This window comes from Halomonas sp. 328 (assembly GCF_015645095.1).
Lineage (GTDB): Bacteria > Pseudomonadota > Gammaproteobacteria > Pseudomonadales > Halomonadaceae > Bisbaumannia.
Map to the genome: position 1 here is coordinate 1 of NZ_JADOTW010000007.1, position 17,176 is coordinate 17,176.

General features: G+C 67.8%; 12 protein-coding genes. 8 read left to right on the forward strand and 4 right to left on the reverse strand.

The window, feature by feature from the left end:
• The 4 genes from IHD13_RS04545 to IHD13_RS04560 all read left to right on the forward strand — a co-directional run.
• On the forward strand, window positions 1–1,233 hold a 1,233-nt coding region (locus IHD13_RS04545; protein WP_195859852.1), incomplete at its 5' end, for a type VI secretion system Vgr family protein.
• Complete coding sequence (locus IHD13_RS04550) at window positions 1,230–2,096, forward strand: DUF4123 domain-containing protein (RefSeq protein WP_195859853.1); 867 nt, start codon at window positions 1,230–1,232, stop codon at window positions 2,094–2,096. The genes IHD13_RS04545 and IHD13_RS04550, both read left to right, overlap by 4 nt.
• On the forward strand, window positions 2,093–5,713 hold the full coding sequence (locus tag IHD13_RS04555; protein WP_195859854.1) for a toxin VasX: 3,621 nt from the start codon (window positions 2,093–2,095) through the stop codon (window positions 5,711–5,713). The genes IHD13_RS04550 and IHD13_RS04555 overlap by 4 nt, the downstream gene beginning before the upstream one ends.
• The gene (locus IHD13_RS04560; RefSeq protein WP_195859855.1) at window positions 5,706–6,722 is read left to right on the forward strand and encodes a hypothetical protein; all 1,017 of its coding nucleotides are present in this window, start codon (window positions 5,706–5,708) and stop codon (window positions 6,720–6,722) included. The genes IHD13_RS04555 and IHD13_RS04560 overlap by 8 nt, the downstream gene beginning before the upstream one ends.
• 150 nt (window positions 6,723–6,872) lie before the next feature.
• Here the strand turns inward: IHD13_RS04560 and malT are convergent, their stop codons facing one another.
• From malT to tdh, 3 genes are all read right to left on the reverse strand, one after another.
• Window positions 6,873–9,569 carry an HTH-type transcriptional regulator MalT gene (gene malT, locus IHD13_RS04565; RefSeq protein WP_195859856.1) on the reverse strand — a complete coding sequence of 899 codons (2,697 nt, stop codon included), beginning with the start codon at window positions 9,567–9,569 and terminating at the stop codon, window positions 6,873–6,875.
• A gap of 169 nt (window positions 9,570–9,738) precedes the next feature.
• A complete protein-coding gene (gene kbl / locus IHD13_RS04570) occupies window positions 9,739–10,929 on the reverse strand; it encodes a glycine C-acetyltransferase (RefSeq protein ID WP_195859857.1) in 1,191 nt (396 codons plus the stop codon).
• A gap of 11 nt (window positions 10,930–10,940) precedes the next feature.
• The gene (gene tdh, locus IHD13_RS04575; protein ID WP_195859858.1) at window positions 10,941–11,966 is read right to left on the reverse strand and encodes an L-threonine 3-dehydrogenase; all 1,026 of its coding nucleotides are present in this window, start codon (window positions 11,964–11,966) and stop codon (window positions 10,941–10,943) included.
• A 145-nt stretch (window positions 11,967–12,111) separates the two neighbouring features.
• Here tdh and IHD13_RS04580 point away from each other — a divergent pair, with 145 nt between their 5' ends.
• The 4 genes from IHD13_RS04580 to IHD13_RS04595 all read left to right on the forward strand — a co-directional run bounded on the left by IHD13_RS04580 (window position 12,112) and on the right by IHD13_RS04595 (window position 16,244).
• Entirely contained in the window at window positions 12,112–12,714 is a 603-nt protein-coding gene (locus tag IHD13_RS04580; protein ID WP_326838313.1) for a helix-turn-helix domain-containing protein, read from the forward strand.
• A gap of 27 nt (window positions 12,715–12,741) precedes the next feature.
• On the forward strand, window positions 12,742–13,479 hold the full coding sequence (locus IHD13_RS04585; protein ID WP_195859859.1) for a trimeric intracellular cation channel family protein: 738 nt from the start codon (window positions 12,742–12,744) through the stop codon (window positions 13,477–13,479).
• A 199-nt stretch (window positions 13,480–13,678) separates the two neighbouring features.
• Window positions 13,679–14,392 (forward strand): DUF3581 domain-containing protein, encoded by a 714-nt coding sequence (locus IHD13_RS04590; RefSeq protein WP_195859860.1) that lies wholly within the window; start codon window positions 13,679–13,681, stop codon window positions 14,390–14,392.
• Window positions 14,393–14,531: 139 nt separating this feature from the next.
• On the forward strand, window positions 14,532–16,244 hold the full coding sequence (locus IHD13_RS04595) for a formate--tetrahydrofolate ligase (protein ID WP_195859861.1): 1,713 nt from the start codon (window positions 14,532–14,534) through the stop codon (window positions 16,242–16,244).
• Here IHD13_RS04595 and IHD13_RS04600 read toward each other — a convergent pair.
• Complete coding sequence (locus IHD13_RS04600) at window positions 16,241–17,155, reverse strand: universal stress protein (protein ID WP_195859862.1); 915 nt, start codon at window positions 17,153–17,155, stop codon at window positions 16,241–16,243. The genes IHD13_RS04595 and IHD13_RS04600 overlap by 4 nt on opposite strands.
• Window positions 17,156–17,176: the final 21 nt, after the last annotated feature.

Genomic DNA, 17,176 nt, shown 5'->3' on the forward strand with positions numbered 1-17,176 from the left:
GCCGAGGCCGAGAGCGACCTGCCGGAGCTGGCCCCCGGCACCCGCTTCACCCTCGAGGGCCACGACCTCGAGGAGACCAACCGCGACTGGCAGGTGGTGGCGGCGGTTCACAGCGGCACCCAGCCCCAGGCCCTGGAGGAGGAGGCCGCCCAGGCCGATGGCCTGACCACCCTCGCCAACACCCTGGTGCTGGCCCCCGCCGACCGCGCCTGGCGTCCCGAACCGCCCGTCCGGCCCCGGGTCGACGGCCCCCAGGTGGCCTTCGTGGTCGGCCCCGAGGGCGAGGAGATCCACTGCGACGAACACGGCCGGGTCAAGGTGCAGTTCCCCTGGGACCGCTATGCGGCCCCGGACGACACCGCCAGTTGCTGGCTGCGCGTGGCCCAGGGCTGGGCCGGCGGCGGCTACGGCGCCATGGCCATCCCGCGCATCGGCCACGAGGTGATCGTCTCCTTCCTGGAGGGGGATCCCGACCAGCCGCTGATCACCGGGCGCACCTACCACGCGGTCAACACCCCGCCCTACGCGCTGCCCGAGCACAAGACCCGCACCGTGCTGCGCACCCAGAGCCACCAGGGCGAGGGCTTCAACGAGCTGCGCTTCGAGGACCAGGCCGACCAGGAGCAGATCTGGCTGCACGCCCAGAAGGACCTGGAGCTACTCACCAATAACGACCGCACCGAGGCGATCGGCCACGACAGCTTCCTGCGGGTCGCGAACGACCGACTCGCCGAAATCGATAACGACGAGCACCACCGTGTCCACGGCAACCGCCATGAGCAGAGCGACGGCAACCAGCACCTGATCGTCCAGGGCAGCCTGCACGTCCGGGCCGGCCAGGCCTGGCTCAGCGAGTGTGGCCGCGAGCTGCATATCAAGGCCGGCCATCAGGTCGTACTGGAGGCCGGCAGCGAGCTGACCCTGAACGCCGGCGGCAGCTTCCTCAAGCTCGACGGCGGCGGCGTGACCCTCGCCGGCCCCAGCGTCAAGATCAATGCCGGCGGCAGCCCCGGCTCGGGCAGCGGCCAGGCCGCCGAGGCCCCGCTGCTGCCGGGCCATGCCGTGGCGGAGAGCCATGAGGATATGACCCTGGGGCCGATCTTCGGCCATCGTCTGGAACAGGCCATGATCGCCCACGCCCCCCTGGTGGAACCTTGCCAGAAGCCCGCCGATGGAGGCCCTTGTCCGCTGGGTGAGGACTGCCCCTGTGACGAGAGAGGCCAGGCGGTATGAGCCATCTCGTCAGTGCTGCGCAGATCGCGGAGCTGCTGCCCGATGAGCGGGGGAGCTGGCTGGTCCTCGAACGCCATCCGCAAACCTTCGAGCGGCTCTACGCGCTGGAGTCGGCGCCCGACATCGCGTGGTTGTTCCATGACACGCGTTATGCGGCGCTGGCCGATCAGAGCCCGCTGGTCGTGCGTGTCTCACCCGGCAGTGCGTTGCTGGAGGCATTCGCCACCGGCCATGGCGCCCCGTCGCTGGAGGGTATCCTGGTAAACAGCACGGCCACACCGGCCCGGGTACTGGCCCAGCTGCGCAAGCGCCTGGACATACGCTTCTATGGCAAGCGGCAGGCCTTGTTGCGTTATTACGACCCTTGGGTCGCGGCCGCATTCTTCAGTGCGGATGAGGCGCTGGACACCTGGCTTGGGCCGCTCGAGCGCGTGATCTGGTTCGGCGGGACCTTCGCGCAACGCGCCCAACGGGGGGCTTGCTGGTACGCCTGCAGCGCCACCTCCGAGGCGACGGCAGTCGTCGAGTCCGACGATGTGCCGGAGCTGACGCACGCCCAGGAGGGCGAGCTGGAGGACTTGCTCGACCACTACCCGCTATGGCGCCACTTGGTCGAGCGAGCCGCGCTCGATGAGGCCAGCGCAGAGCACGCCAAGCGCTTCCTATCGGCACTGGGCGACGCCGCACGCCTATCGATTCCCCAGCAGGACCTGGCCGACTTTCTGGTCCTGCGCATCGCGCATCACCAGGCAGCGCTGCCCGAGACATGGGTGGCACAGCCAGCCGATAAGCGGTTGGCGATGCTGAAGCAGCATTTCGACACCCAGGAAGACAAGACGACCACCGGGAGAGACTGGGCATGAGCAGAGGCAATCTGGGTAATCTCGCCTGCGAGAGCGAGAAGCTCTTTATCCAGGTCATGGGCAAGGATCACCCCGCCGGACACGAGATCGTGATCGTCGACGCTCACTCGGGGGAGCGCCTCGAGGCCTTCGGCGAGGCTGACACCGAAGCACTGCCCAACCCGGTCAGCGTATTGCACCAGTGGTGCTGGCAAGGTTACCAGCGTGTCGATGCCCAGTTGCATATTGCCAGCGAAAACGGCGATCCCATTCGGTTGCCACTGCTGGAGAGGCTCTTCAAGAGCCCCCGCAAGCCTCGCCTGCAGGACAACGTTATCCAGCCCGTGCTGCCGATGGCGCTCTGGCAAGGGCTGGAGCGGAACGCACGGCATGCGCTGCCGCTGCGCCCCGGCTATGTGTATGTCTTTTACGGCGACAAGCTGTGGCGGGAGATCGAGGCCTCCGCCAATGCCGAATCGGGGCAGATGGAATTTCGCGATATTGATCTGGCCGCCCATCGCGATGGAGATGAGCGCTATCGGGACGATCGCCGACCTGCCGTCGGGGTCGCGCTCGAAGAGGTCTGGCTGCCCTGCCGAGCCAATGAACGCCATATCGATGGCGGCGTGCGTCTCGCCTATTCCGAGGTGCAGTGGTCGGCCGCCCGGATCAACTATCTACTGGCGGACAGCCACGCCCAGCGCACACGCTGCCATGCCGTCAACCTGTCGAGCACCAACGACTTCGCTTTGCCCGGTCAGTTGTACTCGCTCTCCAATGACGAGCCTCAGCGCCTGCGCATCGGCTTGGCAGAGCAGCATACCGCCACGCCGAATGCCTTGACCCAAGACCTGATCGGCGACTACCTGTCACGGTTGCGTGACCAGGCCACGGAGGAGCTCACTCGCTTCGATGCAGGGGACTCGGCCCGTGCCGCCGCCGATGAAGGCATGCGTTCCGGTAATGGCTATGGCGAGCCGGCGGGGCCCCTCTATCTGCAGGCCTCCGCCCGTTGTCAGGTGCTGAAAGCGCGCATGGCCCAGGACGGCGACGATTCGGATGCCGTCAATGCCATCTGGGATGGGCTGGGCGAAGCCCAGGATTGTCTCGTTGACGCGCGGGAGCGTGAAATTCCCGGGCTGGTACTGGTGGATACCCTGTTCGAGCTACGCCACAGCCTGCATGGCTGTCGAGCCGCCCTCGAGTATCTGCAGCAGATTCCTGCATTGGCCGCCCAGGACGAGTTCTACGAGTGCGCCGCGCTGGTCAACCAGACCATTCTCAAACGCCACGACAAGGCCGGCCAGGCGAATGCGCTGCGCCGCTTTGCCGACAAGGCCGACCTGAGCGACTCCGGTGAGCTCCAGCGCATCCTGCGCCATGCCCAGAGAGAGCTGGCTCGCGGCCAGCTCGAAGTCTATCAGGCGCGGCTGCATGGCCTACTGCTCAGCCGCGAGGGCAATGCGCTACTGGCCGACCTGTTCAGCCTGGAGGGTCACGACTACCTTGGTGCCTATGCGCTGGTAGCCGACCTGCTGGAAGCGTTGCGTGATTCGCCGGGCGATGCCGATCCCCTGAATGACGACCCGCCCACGTCACCGACTCGGCCACAGCGTTTCCTGGTCGATGTGTTGCGAGACGGCAGCCGCTACACCTTGCATGCCATGCTATTCCCCAGCAATGAGGAGACGCCACTCGAGGTACCGCTGGTGCTGCCCGAGGAGGAGGAGAACCCGGGCGACGGCCGCGTGCGCCTCAAGGCACTAGCACAACAGGCGGAGCAGGAATTTCCCACCGCGGAGGATGATCTTCAGCTCCAGGAGACGGCGTATCTTGCGGCAATAAGCCGTGCCGAGGGCTTCACCCCCAGTGCCGAGCTAAAGCGCTGGGGCGGTGCGGTGGATCTCGTGTTCGGCCGCCTCGCCGAGCATGCCAACGTGCTGTTCGACGAGAGCGCACGGCAGGCCATCGCCCTGCCGGCCGCACGCCTGGCGAGGGTGGGTTTCTCGGAGCTGTTCGGGTCGATTACCGGTACCGCGCGTGGCAACGTGCGTGAGGATCTGGTTATCCTCGGTGTTCGCGACTCACGCGGCCAACTCTACAACGGCCTCACCGAGCAGGAGCGCAGCGCCAGCCGCCAGGGCGCCCAGGGCCAGGCACGCCAGAGTTTCGAGGGGGCGGTGCGCCAGGCCTCGGGAAGGACCCTGACGCCCAGCCAGGCGAGAAGCATGGCGGCCCTGTCCGCGACGGCCAACGAGCCGCATCTGATCGTACTGGTGGCCGAGGCCGACTCCGAAGCGGCCCGGCTGTCGCGCCGGGCGCGAATGCAGGTAGGCGTCGCGGGCGTCACCGATAGGGTACGATTGCCATATATTATTACGGTATTTGAATTATTTAACCTGCGACAAGAGTGGCAGAGGCTCATGAGCCGCCTTTCAGGGAGAAATTTCGCTGGAATTTCAAGTGCAGCCTTCGATGTGACTATCGCTTCCTTAAAAGCTCTTGAGTTTTATGGCAAGCGACACGATAGCCTTAACCAGCTTCGCTCCAGTGTTATTAGCCGGCATCTCCCCTTGGGAAATGCCTTGATGCGTTCACAATCTACCTTGTTAATAAGGGTTGGAAGTCGACTCAAGGGAACGATTACCGTCGTCAACCTAGCGGGCTCGCTAGCCGGCGTGGTTAGCGCCGCCTTGCTGGCTTGGGATGCCTGGACACGTTTCCAGCATGGCAATATCGGGGCGGGTATCGCGCTTAGTATCGCCTCGGTCAGCACCCTGGTGGTGGCCGGCTCGGGGCTGGTCAAGACCAGCCCGCTCTGGCTCGGCCTGGGGCCGGTGGGCTGGATCGCCCTCGGCCTGTCCATCGCCGCGGTCGCGTTATCGATCTGGCTGACCGACAACGAGATCGAGGAGTGGCTGCGCCTCGGGCCCTTCGGCAGCAACGAACGCTATGCATGGCGTAACGATCCCGCCGAGGCCTTCGATCGTCTGGTCAGCCTGTTTGCCAATATCCGTATTCGTATCGAGCCGATCGGTCGGGCCACCGCCGAGTCCGTCGTCGAGGATTCCGAACGGCGCCCCGCCATTGGCCTGCTTAGCCCCAGCCACCCCATGGCCTATACGGATCGCCTGATGGCCCAGCAGGCGCTGGTCCAATCCTCGGGCCCTTCCGCCAATACCCGGGTGGTGATCAACAGCAACCTGCCCGGGCTGGCGCCGAGTTGGGAGCAGGTCGCCCTGTTTCGCTGCCGTGTCGTCACCGAGCGCAAGCACGAGTTTCGCAAGGACGGCTACTCCCGGTGGCTCGAGGAGCAAAGCGAGGTGGGCGAGCCGATCACTCCACTCTTCGAGCGCGCCACCACCGATGGCAGGGAGCATTATCTCTGGGTGCCGGAACCGGAAACGCAGCCGGGCAATCTCTGGCGCCCGGAACGCCGCACGACCCATCAGCTAAGGGTAAGGGCTCAATGGCGCAAGGAGCCCGCCAACAGCGTTATGCTGCCGCGTGTCTTGCCGGCACCGGCACCGACCAAGACGGGAAATGGTAACCCGCTCGTTCCCGACTTCGAGCGCACCGACCAGCCCTACTGGGCCGACGAAACGACGCATCAAGATAACGAGGACACCGATGGCTGATATGACGCCCATCACCTATGGCACCGATGCCCATACCGCGGAGCGCATGGATACCCCGCGACAAGACGAGAGTGAGCACTCGAGGCGCTTTCGTCTATCCGCCGCCAGCGGCCAGCGCCTGCCCCATCGTTGCCCGACGGTGGATCTGTTTCCGATGCGTGAACTACAAGATATGAAACCGGCAAAACTGCGCGAGATCGAGCAGATGCCGGGGCATACGCCACGCCCCACAGATCGTCCCGAACATCCCTTACGCTGGGACGAAGAGTGCCTGCGCTATACCAGCCAGACCAAGCGCAATTTTATCATTGGGGTGATACGTGCCCTAGGTATGGTTGGTTTTTTTTTCGCACTCTTTATTTTTCCTGTAAGTACAATATTGACATATTTTGCCTCGATATCTCAGCAAAGCACTTTCTATTTTAGCGAGGCGCTTCCGACGATTATTAAATTTTATTCTTTGCTGTTTTCAGTTTTATTGTCCATGTGGGGGGGGGCGAATTTGCTTTACCGGCTATTCCCAAACTTTGCCGCCGGCTATCAGCCTGGCCCCATGTGGGAGCTTAATCGGCGTACCGGCATGGTCACGGTCTTCGCCAACCCGGCGAAAAAGAGTACCGCCTGGCAGGTGGCCCATCGACTCCCCTTCCATGAGTTCGACTGCTACCTGCAGAGCACGCCCAGCCACCAGGGGTTGCCGCAGTTCAACCTGAGCCTGGTCCACTACCGCCAGGAAGCCTATGTGGCCCTGGTCGGCATGTTCGGTGCCTCCAGCACCCATGAAGAGCAGCGCGCCGCCTGGGACATGGTGCAGCGTTATATGGACACCTCCCAGCCGCTGCCCGATACGCCTCTATGGGAGGAGTTCCGTCCGCTCGACCCCACGACACGGGAACACGACCGGCGCACCGGCCGCCCGCCCCGCTACTGGCGCGATATGGACGACGAGACCTACCAGCAGCAGGTCCGCGCGCATCAGGAAAAGCTCGATGCATTCTATCGACGCTAAGGAGGGCTTGGACACCGATGGCTGAGGTAACGCTGGCAAGCCCCCGTCGTCAGTAGCGGAAGACGCGCGGGCCTGGGCGGTGGCGACTGGCCTGAAGGTGGATGAGGGGACCTGTCGGCTCCCGAACTTCTTCGACCTAGCGCATTGGTCCTACTCCCCCTGGATCCGCGCCAGGAGGTCGCCGGCCAGGGCGATGGCCTCCTCGCGGCGGCGGATGTCCTGCTTCTGGTAGAGGCTGCGGATATGGGTCTTGACGGTGGTGGGGGCCACGCCGAGCTGTTCGGCGATCTGCTCGTTGGAGAGACCGGCATGGATCAGGCCGAGGATCTGCCACTCGCGGCGGGTCAGCGGCGAGGTGCGGATCAGCTCCGGCACATCGGGGCGCGAGACGATGTCCTCGATCACGGCGTCGTCGAGCATCAGGCGTACTGCCTGGCCGAAGTCGCGCTGGCGTCCGGCCAGGCTCAGCAGCCGCTCGGCGCGCTCCCGGTCGAGGCGTTCCAGCCCACCCTCGGCCAGCAACGCCTGGAGCATCTCCGGTAGCGTTCGGCCCAGGCGCAGGAAGCTGCCGGTGAGGCCGGTGCGACCGGCCAGGGTCAGGGCCTGGCGCAGGTGCTCCAGGGCCGCTTCCTGGCATCCCCGCTGCCAGTCCAGGGCCGCCAGGCAGAGGCGGTTGCGGTTGGCGTCGGTGACCAGGCCGAGGCGGGCGGTGTGCTCCTCCAGGGCCTCGAGCAGCGCCTCGGCCTCGTCGAAGCGTTCCAGCAGGGTCAGGGCCCGGGCATGGTTGCGCACATTGCACTGCACGAAGTGGTTGCTGGCCACCGCCGGCTGGGGCGGCGGCGCCTCCTGCAGCCAGCGCGCCACGGCGTCGCGATCATCGTTGGCCTGCCACCAGCCGAGCAGGGTGGCGTGGGCATTGGCCAGCCAGTCGATATGGTAGTCGCCCTCGGCGAGGACCTTGCGCAGGCGGCGGATCTGGTCGGCGGCCTGGGCCTGGTCGCCCCGGGAGAGGGCCACCTTGGCCAGGCCGATATGGCACTGCAGCCCCCAGCGCTCGCCCTGGTTGTCGAGCACGGCGATGCCCTGCAGCGCGGCCTGCTCCGACTCCTCCAGGCGGTGCCACTCCCACAGCAGCTGGCTGCGGATGCGGTAGAGGAATTCGCTGATCGGCAGCCGCTCCAGGCCGCTGCGCTCCACCAGGGCCAGGGCCCGCTCCTGGACGTCGTAGGCGGCCTGCAGGCGGCCCTGGGCCACCAGGGTCTCGGAGTGGTGGCAGTGGGCCCACAGCAGCAACTGGTCGTCATGGATGCGGGCGGCTTCGCGCTCCACCTCCTGGATGCGACGCAGCGATTCCTCCAGGTGGCCCAGCACGAAGCGCGACTCGGCGAGGATCGCCGCCGCCGAGACCGGGGTGGCGGCCAGGTAGCGGGCCGGCAGGGCCAGGGCCGACTCGGCCAGGGGGGCGGCCCGCTCGGCATCGCCCTGGTTGATGGCCAACTGGGCGCGCAGGGTGGCGAACTCGGCGGCCAGGGCCTGCCACTCCGGGGCCTCCAGCTGCGCCTCGATCCAGTCGATGGCCTGGCGGGTGCGGCCGAACTGGTACTGGGCATGGCTGACCCAGCCGTGAATCAGGGTCAGTCGCGGCGAGGTGACCAGCCGGGTATCGCCCAGGGTGTCCAGGCCCCGGGCCAGCAGGGCGAAGTGGCCGTTGGCCAGCAGCGTCGGGCCCTGGGTCTCGATCAGCTCGGCCAGGGGGGCCGGCTCCTCCGCCTCGATGGCCTGGGCCAGGGCCAGGGCGGGGTCGCCGAGGGCCAGCCAGGCCTGGCTGGCGCGGCGGTGCAGCTGGCGCTGGGTCTCGAGGCTCAGCTCGTGGCGGCGATGGTGCAGGTAGCCGGCGAACAGCGGATGGAAGCGACACCACTGCTCATGGGGCGCCAGGCGCTGGATAAACAGACCGGCGCGAATCAGGTCGTCGAGGCGCTGGGAGAGGCGATGCCCCTCCAGCAGGCGTGCTACCAGTGGCGGCGAGAAGCGCTCCAGGACCCCGAGCTGTAGTAGCAGCCGGCGATCCGCCTCGTCGAGAGCCTCGCCCAGCAGGTCGTCGAACCAGGCCACGAAGTCCGGGTGGCTGCCCTGCAGGCGATCCACCAGGGCGTCGAAGCCGGCCCGGGTGGTGGTGCGCTCCACCAGCCAGTTGAGGGCCATGGCCCAGCCCTCGGTGCGGCGCAGGGCGCGTTCCAGGCTGACCCGGGTGGGCGGGAAGCTGAGCTGTTCGGCGCACAGGGTCTGGGCCTCCTCCAGGTCGAAGGCCAGGGCGGTGGCATCCACCTCCTCCAGCTCGCCACGCAGGCGCAGGGCGGCCAGGCCCAGGGGTGGGACGGTGCGGCCGATCAGGCTCAGGGTCAGCCAGGGGGGCTGATGGCGCAGCCACAGGCCGAGGCCCTCGAGGAGCTCGGGGTCGCGGATATGCTCGAACTCGTCCAGCACCAAGCGGCAGGGCGAGTGACTGGCCGGCAGGGCCGCCAGCCAGGCGGCCACGCTGTCGCCGAAGGCGGCCTGGGGCTCGGCCAGCTCGGCCTCGGGCAGCAGGCCGGCCAGGGCGGCGCGGAAGTAGGCGGCGAAGCGTGCCGGGGTATCGTCCTGGGCATCCAGGCGCAGCCAGGCCGCCTCCTGTTCCAGGGCCGGCAGGCGCTCGGCCAGCAGGGTGCTCTTGCCGTAGCCCGCCGGGGCCTGCACCACCTGCAGGCGCACCCGCTCGTCGAGCACGAAGTGGGCATTGAGACGTTCCCGGGCCACCACCCAGGGCGGCAGCGGCGGCGGCGAGAGCTTGCTGGGGATCAGGGACATGGCGGCATCGGGGAGCTGAATCGTTATAGTTTGCCCAGTATGCCTGCCGGGAGGGCGGGAGTGGGGCGACTACGACCAAGGTGGTAGTCGCCCGTGCTTCTAGCGTCGCCGTCGTGTGGCCTTGCCCTGGCCGCATAGTCGTCGCCTGGGCGGCCGTGCCGCTGATTGGCTAGAGTCCCAGCCGTTCTTTGACTCGGCCGAAGGCCGCCAGGGCGAACTCCAGGTCGTCCCGGGAGAGGGCGGCGGAGACCTGGGTGCGGATGCGCGCCTTGCCCTGGGGCACCACCGGGTAGGAGAAGGCCACCACATAGATGCCCTCTTCGAGCATCGCCTCGGCGAAGCGCGCCGCCAGGGCGGCGTCGTGGAGCATCACCGGCACGATGGGGTGCTCGCCGGGCAGCAGCTCGAAGCCGAGGGCCTCGAGGCCGGCGCGGAAGAGGTGGGTGTTCTCCGCCAGGCGATCCCGCAGCTCGCTGGACTCGCTGACCAGCGCCAGGGCCTCGAGGGCCCCGGCCACCACCGGCGGCGCCACGGTATTGGAGAAGAGGTAGGGACGCGAGCGCTGGCGCAGCAGTTCCACCACCTCCCGGCGGCCGCTGGTGTAGCCGCCGCTGGCGCCGCCCAGGGCCTTGCCCAGGGTGCCGGTGATGATGTCGACCCGATCCATGCAGCCCCGGTACTCGTGGGTGCCGCGGCCGCCGGCGCCGAGGAAGCCGGTGGCGTGACAGTCGTCGAAGTGGACCAGGGCGCCGTAGCGTTCGGCCAGGTCGCAGATCTCGTCGAGGCGGGCGATATAGCCGTCCATGGAGAAGACGCCGTCGGTGGTGATCAGCTTGAAGCGGGCGCCGCGGCGGTCGGCCTCCTGAAGCTGGGCCTCCAGGTCGGCCATGTCGTTGTTGCGGTAGCGGTAGCGGCTCGCCTTGCACAGGCGGATGCCGTCGATGATGCTGGCGTGATTGAGCTCATCGGAGATCACCGCGTCCTCGGGGCCCAGCAGGGTCTCGAAGAGGCCGCCGTTGGCGTCGAAGCAGGAGGGGTAGAGGATGGTGTCCTCGGTGCCCAGGAAGTCGCTGAGCTTCTGCTCCAGCCGCTTGTGCAGGCTCTGGGTGCCGCAGATAAAACGCACCGAGGCGAGGCCATAGCCCCAGGTATCGAGGCCGGCCCGGGCGGCGGCGGTGACCGCCGGGTGCTGGGCCAGGCCCAGGTAGTTGTTGGCGCAGAGGTTGAGCACCTCGCGACCCGAGTCGAGGCCCACGTGGGCGCCCTGAGGGGTGGTGATCAGGCGTTCGTGCTTGGTCAGGCCGGCGGCCTCGATGGCCTCGAGCTCCTGGCGCAGGTGCTGGCGGAAATCGCCGTACATCGCTTTTCTCCCTATTCCCAGTTCAGTACCACCTTGCCCGCGGAGCCGTCGAGCATGGCGTCGAAGCCCTGCTGGAACTCCCGGTAGGGCAGGCGATGGGTGATCACCGGGGAGATATCCAGCCCCGACTCGATCATCACCGACATCTTGTACCAGGTCTCGTACATCTCCCGGCCATAGATGCCCTTGATGGTCAGCATATTGAAGATCACGGTGTTCCAGTCGATGGCGGTCTCCTCGCTGGGGATGCCCAGCATGGCCACCTTGCCGCCATGACAGAGGTTGGCCAGCAGGTCGCGGAAGGCCTCGGGGCTGCCGCTCATCTCCAGGCCCACGTCGAAGCCCTCGGCCATGCCCAGGTCGCGCTGCACCTCGGCGAGGGTCTCGTGGCGCACGTCCACGGTGCGGGTGGCACCGAGCCGCCGGGCCAGGGCCAGGCGCTCCGGGTTGAGGTCGGTGACCACCACATGGCGGGCCCCTGCGTGGCGACACACCGCCGCGGCCATGGCGCCGATGGGCCCGGCCCCGGTGATCAGCACGTCCTCGCCCAGCAGCTCGAACTGCAGGGCGGTATGCACGGCGTTGCCGAAGGGGTCGAAGAGCGCCGCCACGTCCAGGTCGATGCCCGGGCGATGCTCCCAGACATTGGACATGGGCAGGGCCAGGTACTCGGCGAAGGCGCCGGGGCGATTGACGCCGATGCCGCTGGTATGGGCGCACAGGTGGCGGCGCCCGGCCAGGCAGTTGCGGCAGCGCCCGCACACCACATGGCCCTCGCCGGAGACCAGCTGGCCCGGCTTGAAGTCGTTGACGTTGGAGCCCACCTCGACGATCTCGCCGACGAACTCATGGCCCACCACCATGGGGGTGGGAATGGTCTGCTGGGCCCAGGCGTCCCAGTTGTAGATATGCATGTCGGTGCCGCAGATGGCGGTGCGCTTGACGCGGATCAGCACGTCATTGATGCCCACCTGGGGCTCGGGAACCTCTTCCAGCCAGAGGCCGGGTGCGGCCTCACGCTTGACCAATGCCTTCATGGTGTCTCCTTGGGCAGGTGATTTCCCTGGCATTCCCGATCAGGGGGTTTAAGATACGGGAATAAATTCCAGTATCGCAGACAAGTTCCATGATGCAAGAAATTATTCCTGTATTTTGGAAAATGCACTCCATGGAGGAAGTCCCGTGACGGCAACGTCGCCCCCCACCCCCATCCCGGGCGAGCGCACCGGCGACCTGGGCAGCCAGGTGCTCTCGGGCCGGGTAATCGAGCTGCGCAAGAAGCGCGGCCTGACCCTGGACCAACTGGCGGCGGCCTCCGGGGTCAGCCGCTCCATGCTCAGCCAGATCGAGCGCGGCCGCGCCAACCCCACCCTGGCGGTGACCCTGCGCATCGCCCAGGCCTTCGGCCTGAGCATCGGCGAGCTGGTCGACCAGCCCTGGACCGCCTCGCGCATCGAGGTGGTGCGCAGCGACGATGCCAACCAGCTGTTCCGCGACGACCGGGAATGCCGCATCCGCACCCTCTCGCCGCTGCACATGGAGAAGTCGGTGGAGTTCTACGAGATCCGCCTCTCGCCGGGGGCCCGGCTGCCCAGTGCGCCCCACTTCGAGGGCACCCGGGAACTGCTCACCGTGACCCAGGGGCGGGCGCGGATCCAGGCCGGCGACAACGTCAGCCTGCTGGGCCCCGGCGACTCGGCCCACTATCACGCCGACCTCGACCACACTATCGAGAATAGCGGAGACCAGGAGCTGGTGTGCTTCCTGGTGGTGACCTATCAGTAGGCGTCGCACGCATGGGAGGAGGGCAGGGTGACCGGTTGGATCTATTGGCTGGACATGGCCGGGGTGATCGTCTTCGCCCTGACCGGGGTGATCATTGCCTGTCGCTCGCGGATGGACCCCTTCGGCATGCTGGTGCTGGCGGCGGTGACCGGCATCGGCGGCGGCACCCTGCGCGACCTGGTGCTGGGAGTGCGGCCGGTGTTCTGGGTGGAGGATCCCACCTACCTGTGGGTGATTCTCGCCACGGTGGCCCTGTCGATCCTCGGCTTTCGCTATATCCACCGCCTGACCCGCACCTTCCTGCCGGTCACCGACGCCTTCGGCCTGGCGCTGTTCACGGTGCTGGGGGCCCACAAGGCGCTGATCCTGGAAGCGCCGGGCATCGTGGCGGTGCTGATGGGGATGATGACCGGGGTGGCCGGGGGAATGATCCGCGACGTCCTGGCGCGGCGGGTGCCCATGGTGCTGCGCCAGGAGATCTATGCCACCGCGGCGATCCTCGGCGGCAGCGCCTATGTGCTGCTCCACGGCCTGGGGGTGGCCCAGTGGCTCGGCGTGAGCCTGGCCATCGCCCTGACCCTGGGGCTGCGTCTGGCGGCCATCTACTGGCGGCTGTCGCTGCCGACCTTCGCCTGGGTGGTCACCGAGCCCAATCCGCCACCTTCCGACGAGACCCTGCCCCCCGGCGAGGCGCCGCCGCGCAAGCGCGCCAAGGCCCGGGTCAAGCTGATCCGGCCCGAGCAGTCGCGGCGCGGTCGCCGCTGACCCCGCTTCTCCAACGGGCCGGGGCCAAGCTGGCTTAACCGGTTCGGCCCGGAGCAGTCGCGACGCGGGCGTCGCTGAGCGAACGCGACGGCATCGGGAGGTCGCGTCTGGTCGATGCAGGCCGCGTCGGGGTATGGTAAAAGGGCACGCTTGGGGCGCGCCATGGCGCCACCGATTCACCGCGCAGGGCAGGACAGCGATGTTTCTCGATGATTACCACTCGGCCAGGGATGGCCGGATCTGCATTTCCGCCGACCAGGCGAGCCACTTCGCCAAGGGCGTGGCCGGGGACTACAACCCGATTCACAACCCGGACGCGCGGCGTTTCTGCGTGCCGGGCGACCTGCTCTTCGCCCTGGTGCTGATGCGCTTCGGCCTCTCCCAGCGGATGGTTTTCCATTTCCGCAGCATGGTGGGCGCCGAGGTGCCCCTGGCCCTGCACCTCGACGAGGATGGCCTGATCCGCGTCACCGACGAGGCGGGCAAGCTCTACCTGGAGGTGGAGCGCAGTGGCGAGATCACCCATGACGAGGCGGTGATCGAGGCCTTTACCCGCCGCTACGTGGCCTTCTCCGGCAAGAACTTCCCCCACTACCTGAAGCCGCTGATGGAGGCCCAGGGAGTGATGTTCAATCCCCAGCGGCCGCTGGTGATCTACGACAGCATGGGCTTCGAGCTGGAGCGCCTGGACGTGCGCGAGCCGGCCCTCGAGCTCTCCGACTCGGCCCTGGAAGTCAGCGGCAAGCGCGGCGACGTGCGCCTGGAGTTCGCCCTGAGCGGTGCCGGTGCGCCCCTGGGCAAGGGCTCCAAGAAACTGGTGGTCAGCGGCCTGCGCGACTACGACGCCGAGGCCATGGAGGCCATCGTGGCGGAGTTCTACCGCCTGAAGGGCGCCTATGAAGGGGTGGCCTGACCCCATTTCCCCCTCCGACGTCGCCCTCGGATAGTTCGCTGTCGTGACGGTGCAGGCGCCGCGTCGCTGGCTGACACAGGCTTAGGGAAATGCCCGCGATGGGCATGGCGCCCATCGCCCGGAATCAGGAGTGGCGATGATGAATACCTCCCTCGGGCTGGCTTCCTCGGCGGCCCCGGACAGCAGCGACCTGGCCATCGCCCGGGCCGCGCCCCTGCGGCCCATCCTGCCCCTGGCCGAGCAGCGCCTGGGGCTCGCCGCCGAGGCCCTGATTCCCTATGGCCATCAGATCGCCAAGTTGACCCATGCCACCCTGGCGAGCCTTGCCGAGCGTCCTCGTGGGCGCCTGGTGCTGGTCAGTGCCATGAGCCCCACCCCCGCCGGCGAGGGCAAGACCACCACCAGCGTGGGCCTATGCGATGCCCTCAATCGGCGTGGCGTCGAGGCCTCGGTCTGCCTGCGCGAGCCCTCCCAGGGGCCCTGCTTCGGCCTCAAGGGGGGCGCCGCCGGCGGCGGGCACGCCCAGGTGGGCCCCATGGAGGCGATCAACCTGCACTTCACCGGCGATTTCCACGCCATTACCGCCGCCCACAACCTCCTCGCCGCCCTGCTCGACAACCACCTCTATTGGGGCAATGCCCTGGCCATCGACCCCGAACGGGTGGTGTGGAAGCGCGTACTGGACACCAATGACCGCGCCCTGCGCCAGATCGAGATCGGCCGCGGCGAGGATCCCCGAGCGGTGCCCCGGGAGAGCGGTTTCGAGATCACCGCCGCCTCGGAGGTGATGGCGATCCTCTGCCTGGCGGAGGACCTCGACGACCTGGAGCGGCGCCTGGGGCGCATCGTGGTGGCCTGGCGAAGCGACGACACCCCGATCACCGCCGCCGATCTGGAGGCCCAGGGGGCCATGGCGGTGCTGCTCAAGGACGCCTTCCAGCCCAACCTGGTGCAGACCCTGGAGCACAACCCGGCCTTCGTCCACGGTGGCCCCTTCGGCAATATCGCCCACGGCTGCAACTCCCTGGCGGCTACCCGGGCGGCCCTGGCGCTCTCCGAGGTGGTGGTTACCGAAGCGGGGTTCGGCACCGACCTGGGGGCCGAGAAGTTCATCGATATCAAGGGGCGCCAGGCGGGGCTCTACCCGGATGCCGCCGTGCTGGTGGCCACCCTGCGGGCGCTGAAGTATCACGGCGGCGCCCCCCGGGAGGGCCTGGGCGAGCCCGATCCCGCGGCCCTGGAGGCGGGCCTGGCCAACCTCGACCGTCACCTGGGCATTCTGCGCCGCTTCGGCCTGGAGGCGGTGGTGGCGTTGAACGTCTTCGCCGGCGACAGCGTCGAGGAGCTGGCCCGGGTGGAGGCCCATGGTCGTCGCCTGGGGGTCACGGTGGTGCCCTGTCGCCACTGGGCCGAAGGCGGGGCCGGCGCCGAGGACCTGGCGAGCGAAGTGATCGCTCGGCTGCAGGGCGAGGCGCCGAGGGTCGCGCCCCTCTACGACGATGCCCTGCCTCTGGCCGAGAAGCTCGAATGCATCGCCCGGGAGCTCTATGGCGCCGTGGGGATCGAGCTCGCGCCGGCGGCCCGGGAGCAACTGGCGCGTTTCGAGGCGGCGGGTTATGGGCACCTGCCGGTGTGCATTGCCAAGACCCCCTTCAGCTTCAGCGACGACCCCCAGCGCCTGGGGGCCCCCGAGGGGCATCGGCTGCACATCCGCGAGGCACGACTCAGTGCCGGCGCCGGCTTCGTGGTGGCGCTATGTGGTGCCATCATGACCCTGCCCGGGCTGCCCCGGGAGCCGGCTGCCCAGGGCATGGGGCTGGATGAACGGGGCGAGATCGAGGGCCTGTTCTAACCCTTGCTGGTGATTACCGCCACCGGACAGGGCGAGCGATCCACCACCTTGAGGCTGACGCCGCCCAGCAGGTGTTCCCGCCACTGACTCAGGCCGCGGCGCCCCATCACCAGGAAGGGGTGGCCCGGGGTCTGGGCGGCGTGTTGCAGGATCGCCTCCGCCGGCGAGCGTCCCACCAGGCGGTGATCGTTGATCTCCGTGACTCCCTCCAGGTGCTTGCGGGCATGGGCGAAGATCCAGTCGCACTCCCGGCGCTCCGCCAGGCGGCGAGCTTCCGGCGTGGCCGGGTCGTCCGGGTCCCGGGGCACGCAGTAGAGCAGCTCCACCGGCAGGTCACCGGCCCGGGCCAGGCCGGCGGCCAGGCGGGTCCCCGCATCGCTGTGGGAGGAGCCATCCACCGGCAGCAGGATGCGATCGATCTCGCCGCCACCGCGGCCCGGCATGTCCGCATGCACCACGCTGACCGGGAAGCGCGCCTTGTGGATGATGGTGTTGCTGAGGTTGCCGCGCAGCAGCTTGCCCAGGGTATCCAGGCCCTGGGCGCCCATCACCAGCAGGCTGTCGGGATGTTCGTTGACATGGGCGATGATGGCCCGGGCCAGGTGGCGCACGAAGTCGTGCTCGTGGAGGGTGACCTCCTCCACATGCTGGTCGAAGTCGGGACCGAGGGCCTTGTGGGCCCGGGCGAAGGCCTGGGAGACCGAGGACTGCAACACCTCGTGGTCGTGATCCACCTCGTGGAGGCGGTTGGCGGGAATGTCGCTGAGCTCGGCGGGAAACAGCGGCTGCACATGCAGCAGCTGCAGGGGCACCCGCCATAACTGCGCCAACTGGCCGGCATGTTGCACCGCGGCGATGGAGGCCTGGGAGCCGTCCACGGGAACCACCACCAGCGAGATCTGCATGCTCATTCACCCACTCCTGTTGTTATC

Bases quoted from the DNA above. Each gene is read 5' to 3' on its own strand.
- IHD13_RS04550 (WP_195859853.1), top strand. From the start codon at position 1,230: ATGAGCCATCTCGTCAGTGCTGCGCAGATCGCGGAGCTGCTGCCCGAT.
- IHD13_RS04555 (WP_195859854.1), top strand. From the start codon at position 2,093: ATGAGCAGAGGCAATCTGGGTAATCTCGCCTGCGAGAGCGAGAAGCTC.
- IHD13_RS04560 (WP_195859855.1), top strand. From the start codon at position 5,706: ATGGCTGATATGACGCCCATCACCTATGGCACCGATGCCCATACCGCG.
- malT (WP_195859856.1), bottom strand. From the start codon at position 9,569: ATGTCCCTGATCCCCAGCAAGCTCTCGCCGCCGCCGCTGCCGCCCTGG.
- kbl (WP_195859857.1), bottom strand. From the start codon at position 10,929: ATGTACGGCGATTTCCGCCAGCACCTGCGCCAGGAGCTCGAGGCCATC.
- tdh (WP_195859858.1), bottom strand. From the start codon at position 11,966: ATGAAGGCATTGGTCAAGCGTGAGGCCGCACCCGGCCTCTGGCTGGAA.
- IHD13_RS04590 (WP_195859860.1), top strand. From the start codon at position 13,679: ATGTTTCTCGATGATTACCACTCGGCCAGGGATGGCCGGATCTGCATT.
- IHD13_RS04595 (WP_195859861.1), top strand. From the start codon at position 14,532: ATGAATACCTCCCTCGGGCTGGCTTCCTCGGCGGCCCCGGACAGCAGC.
- IHD13_RS04600 (WP_195859862.1), bottom strand. From the start codon at position 17,155: ATGAGCATGCAGATCTCGCTGGTGGTGGTTCCCGTGGACGGCTCCCAG.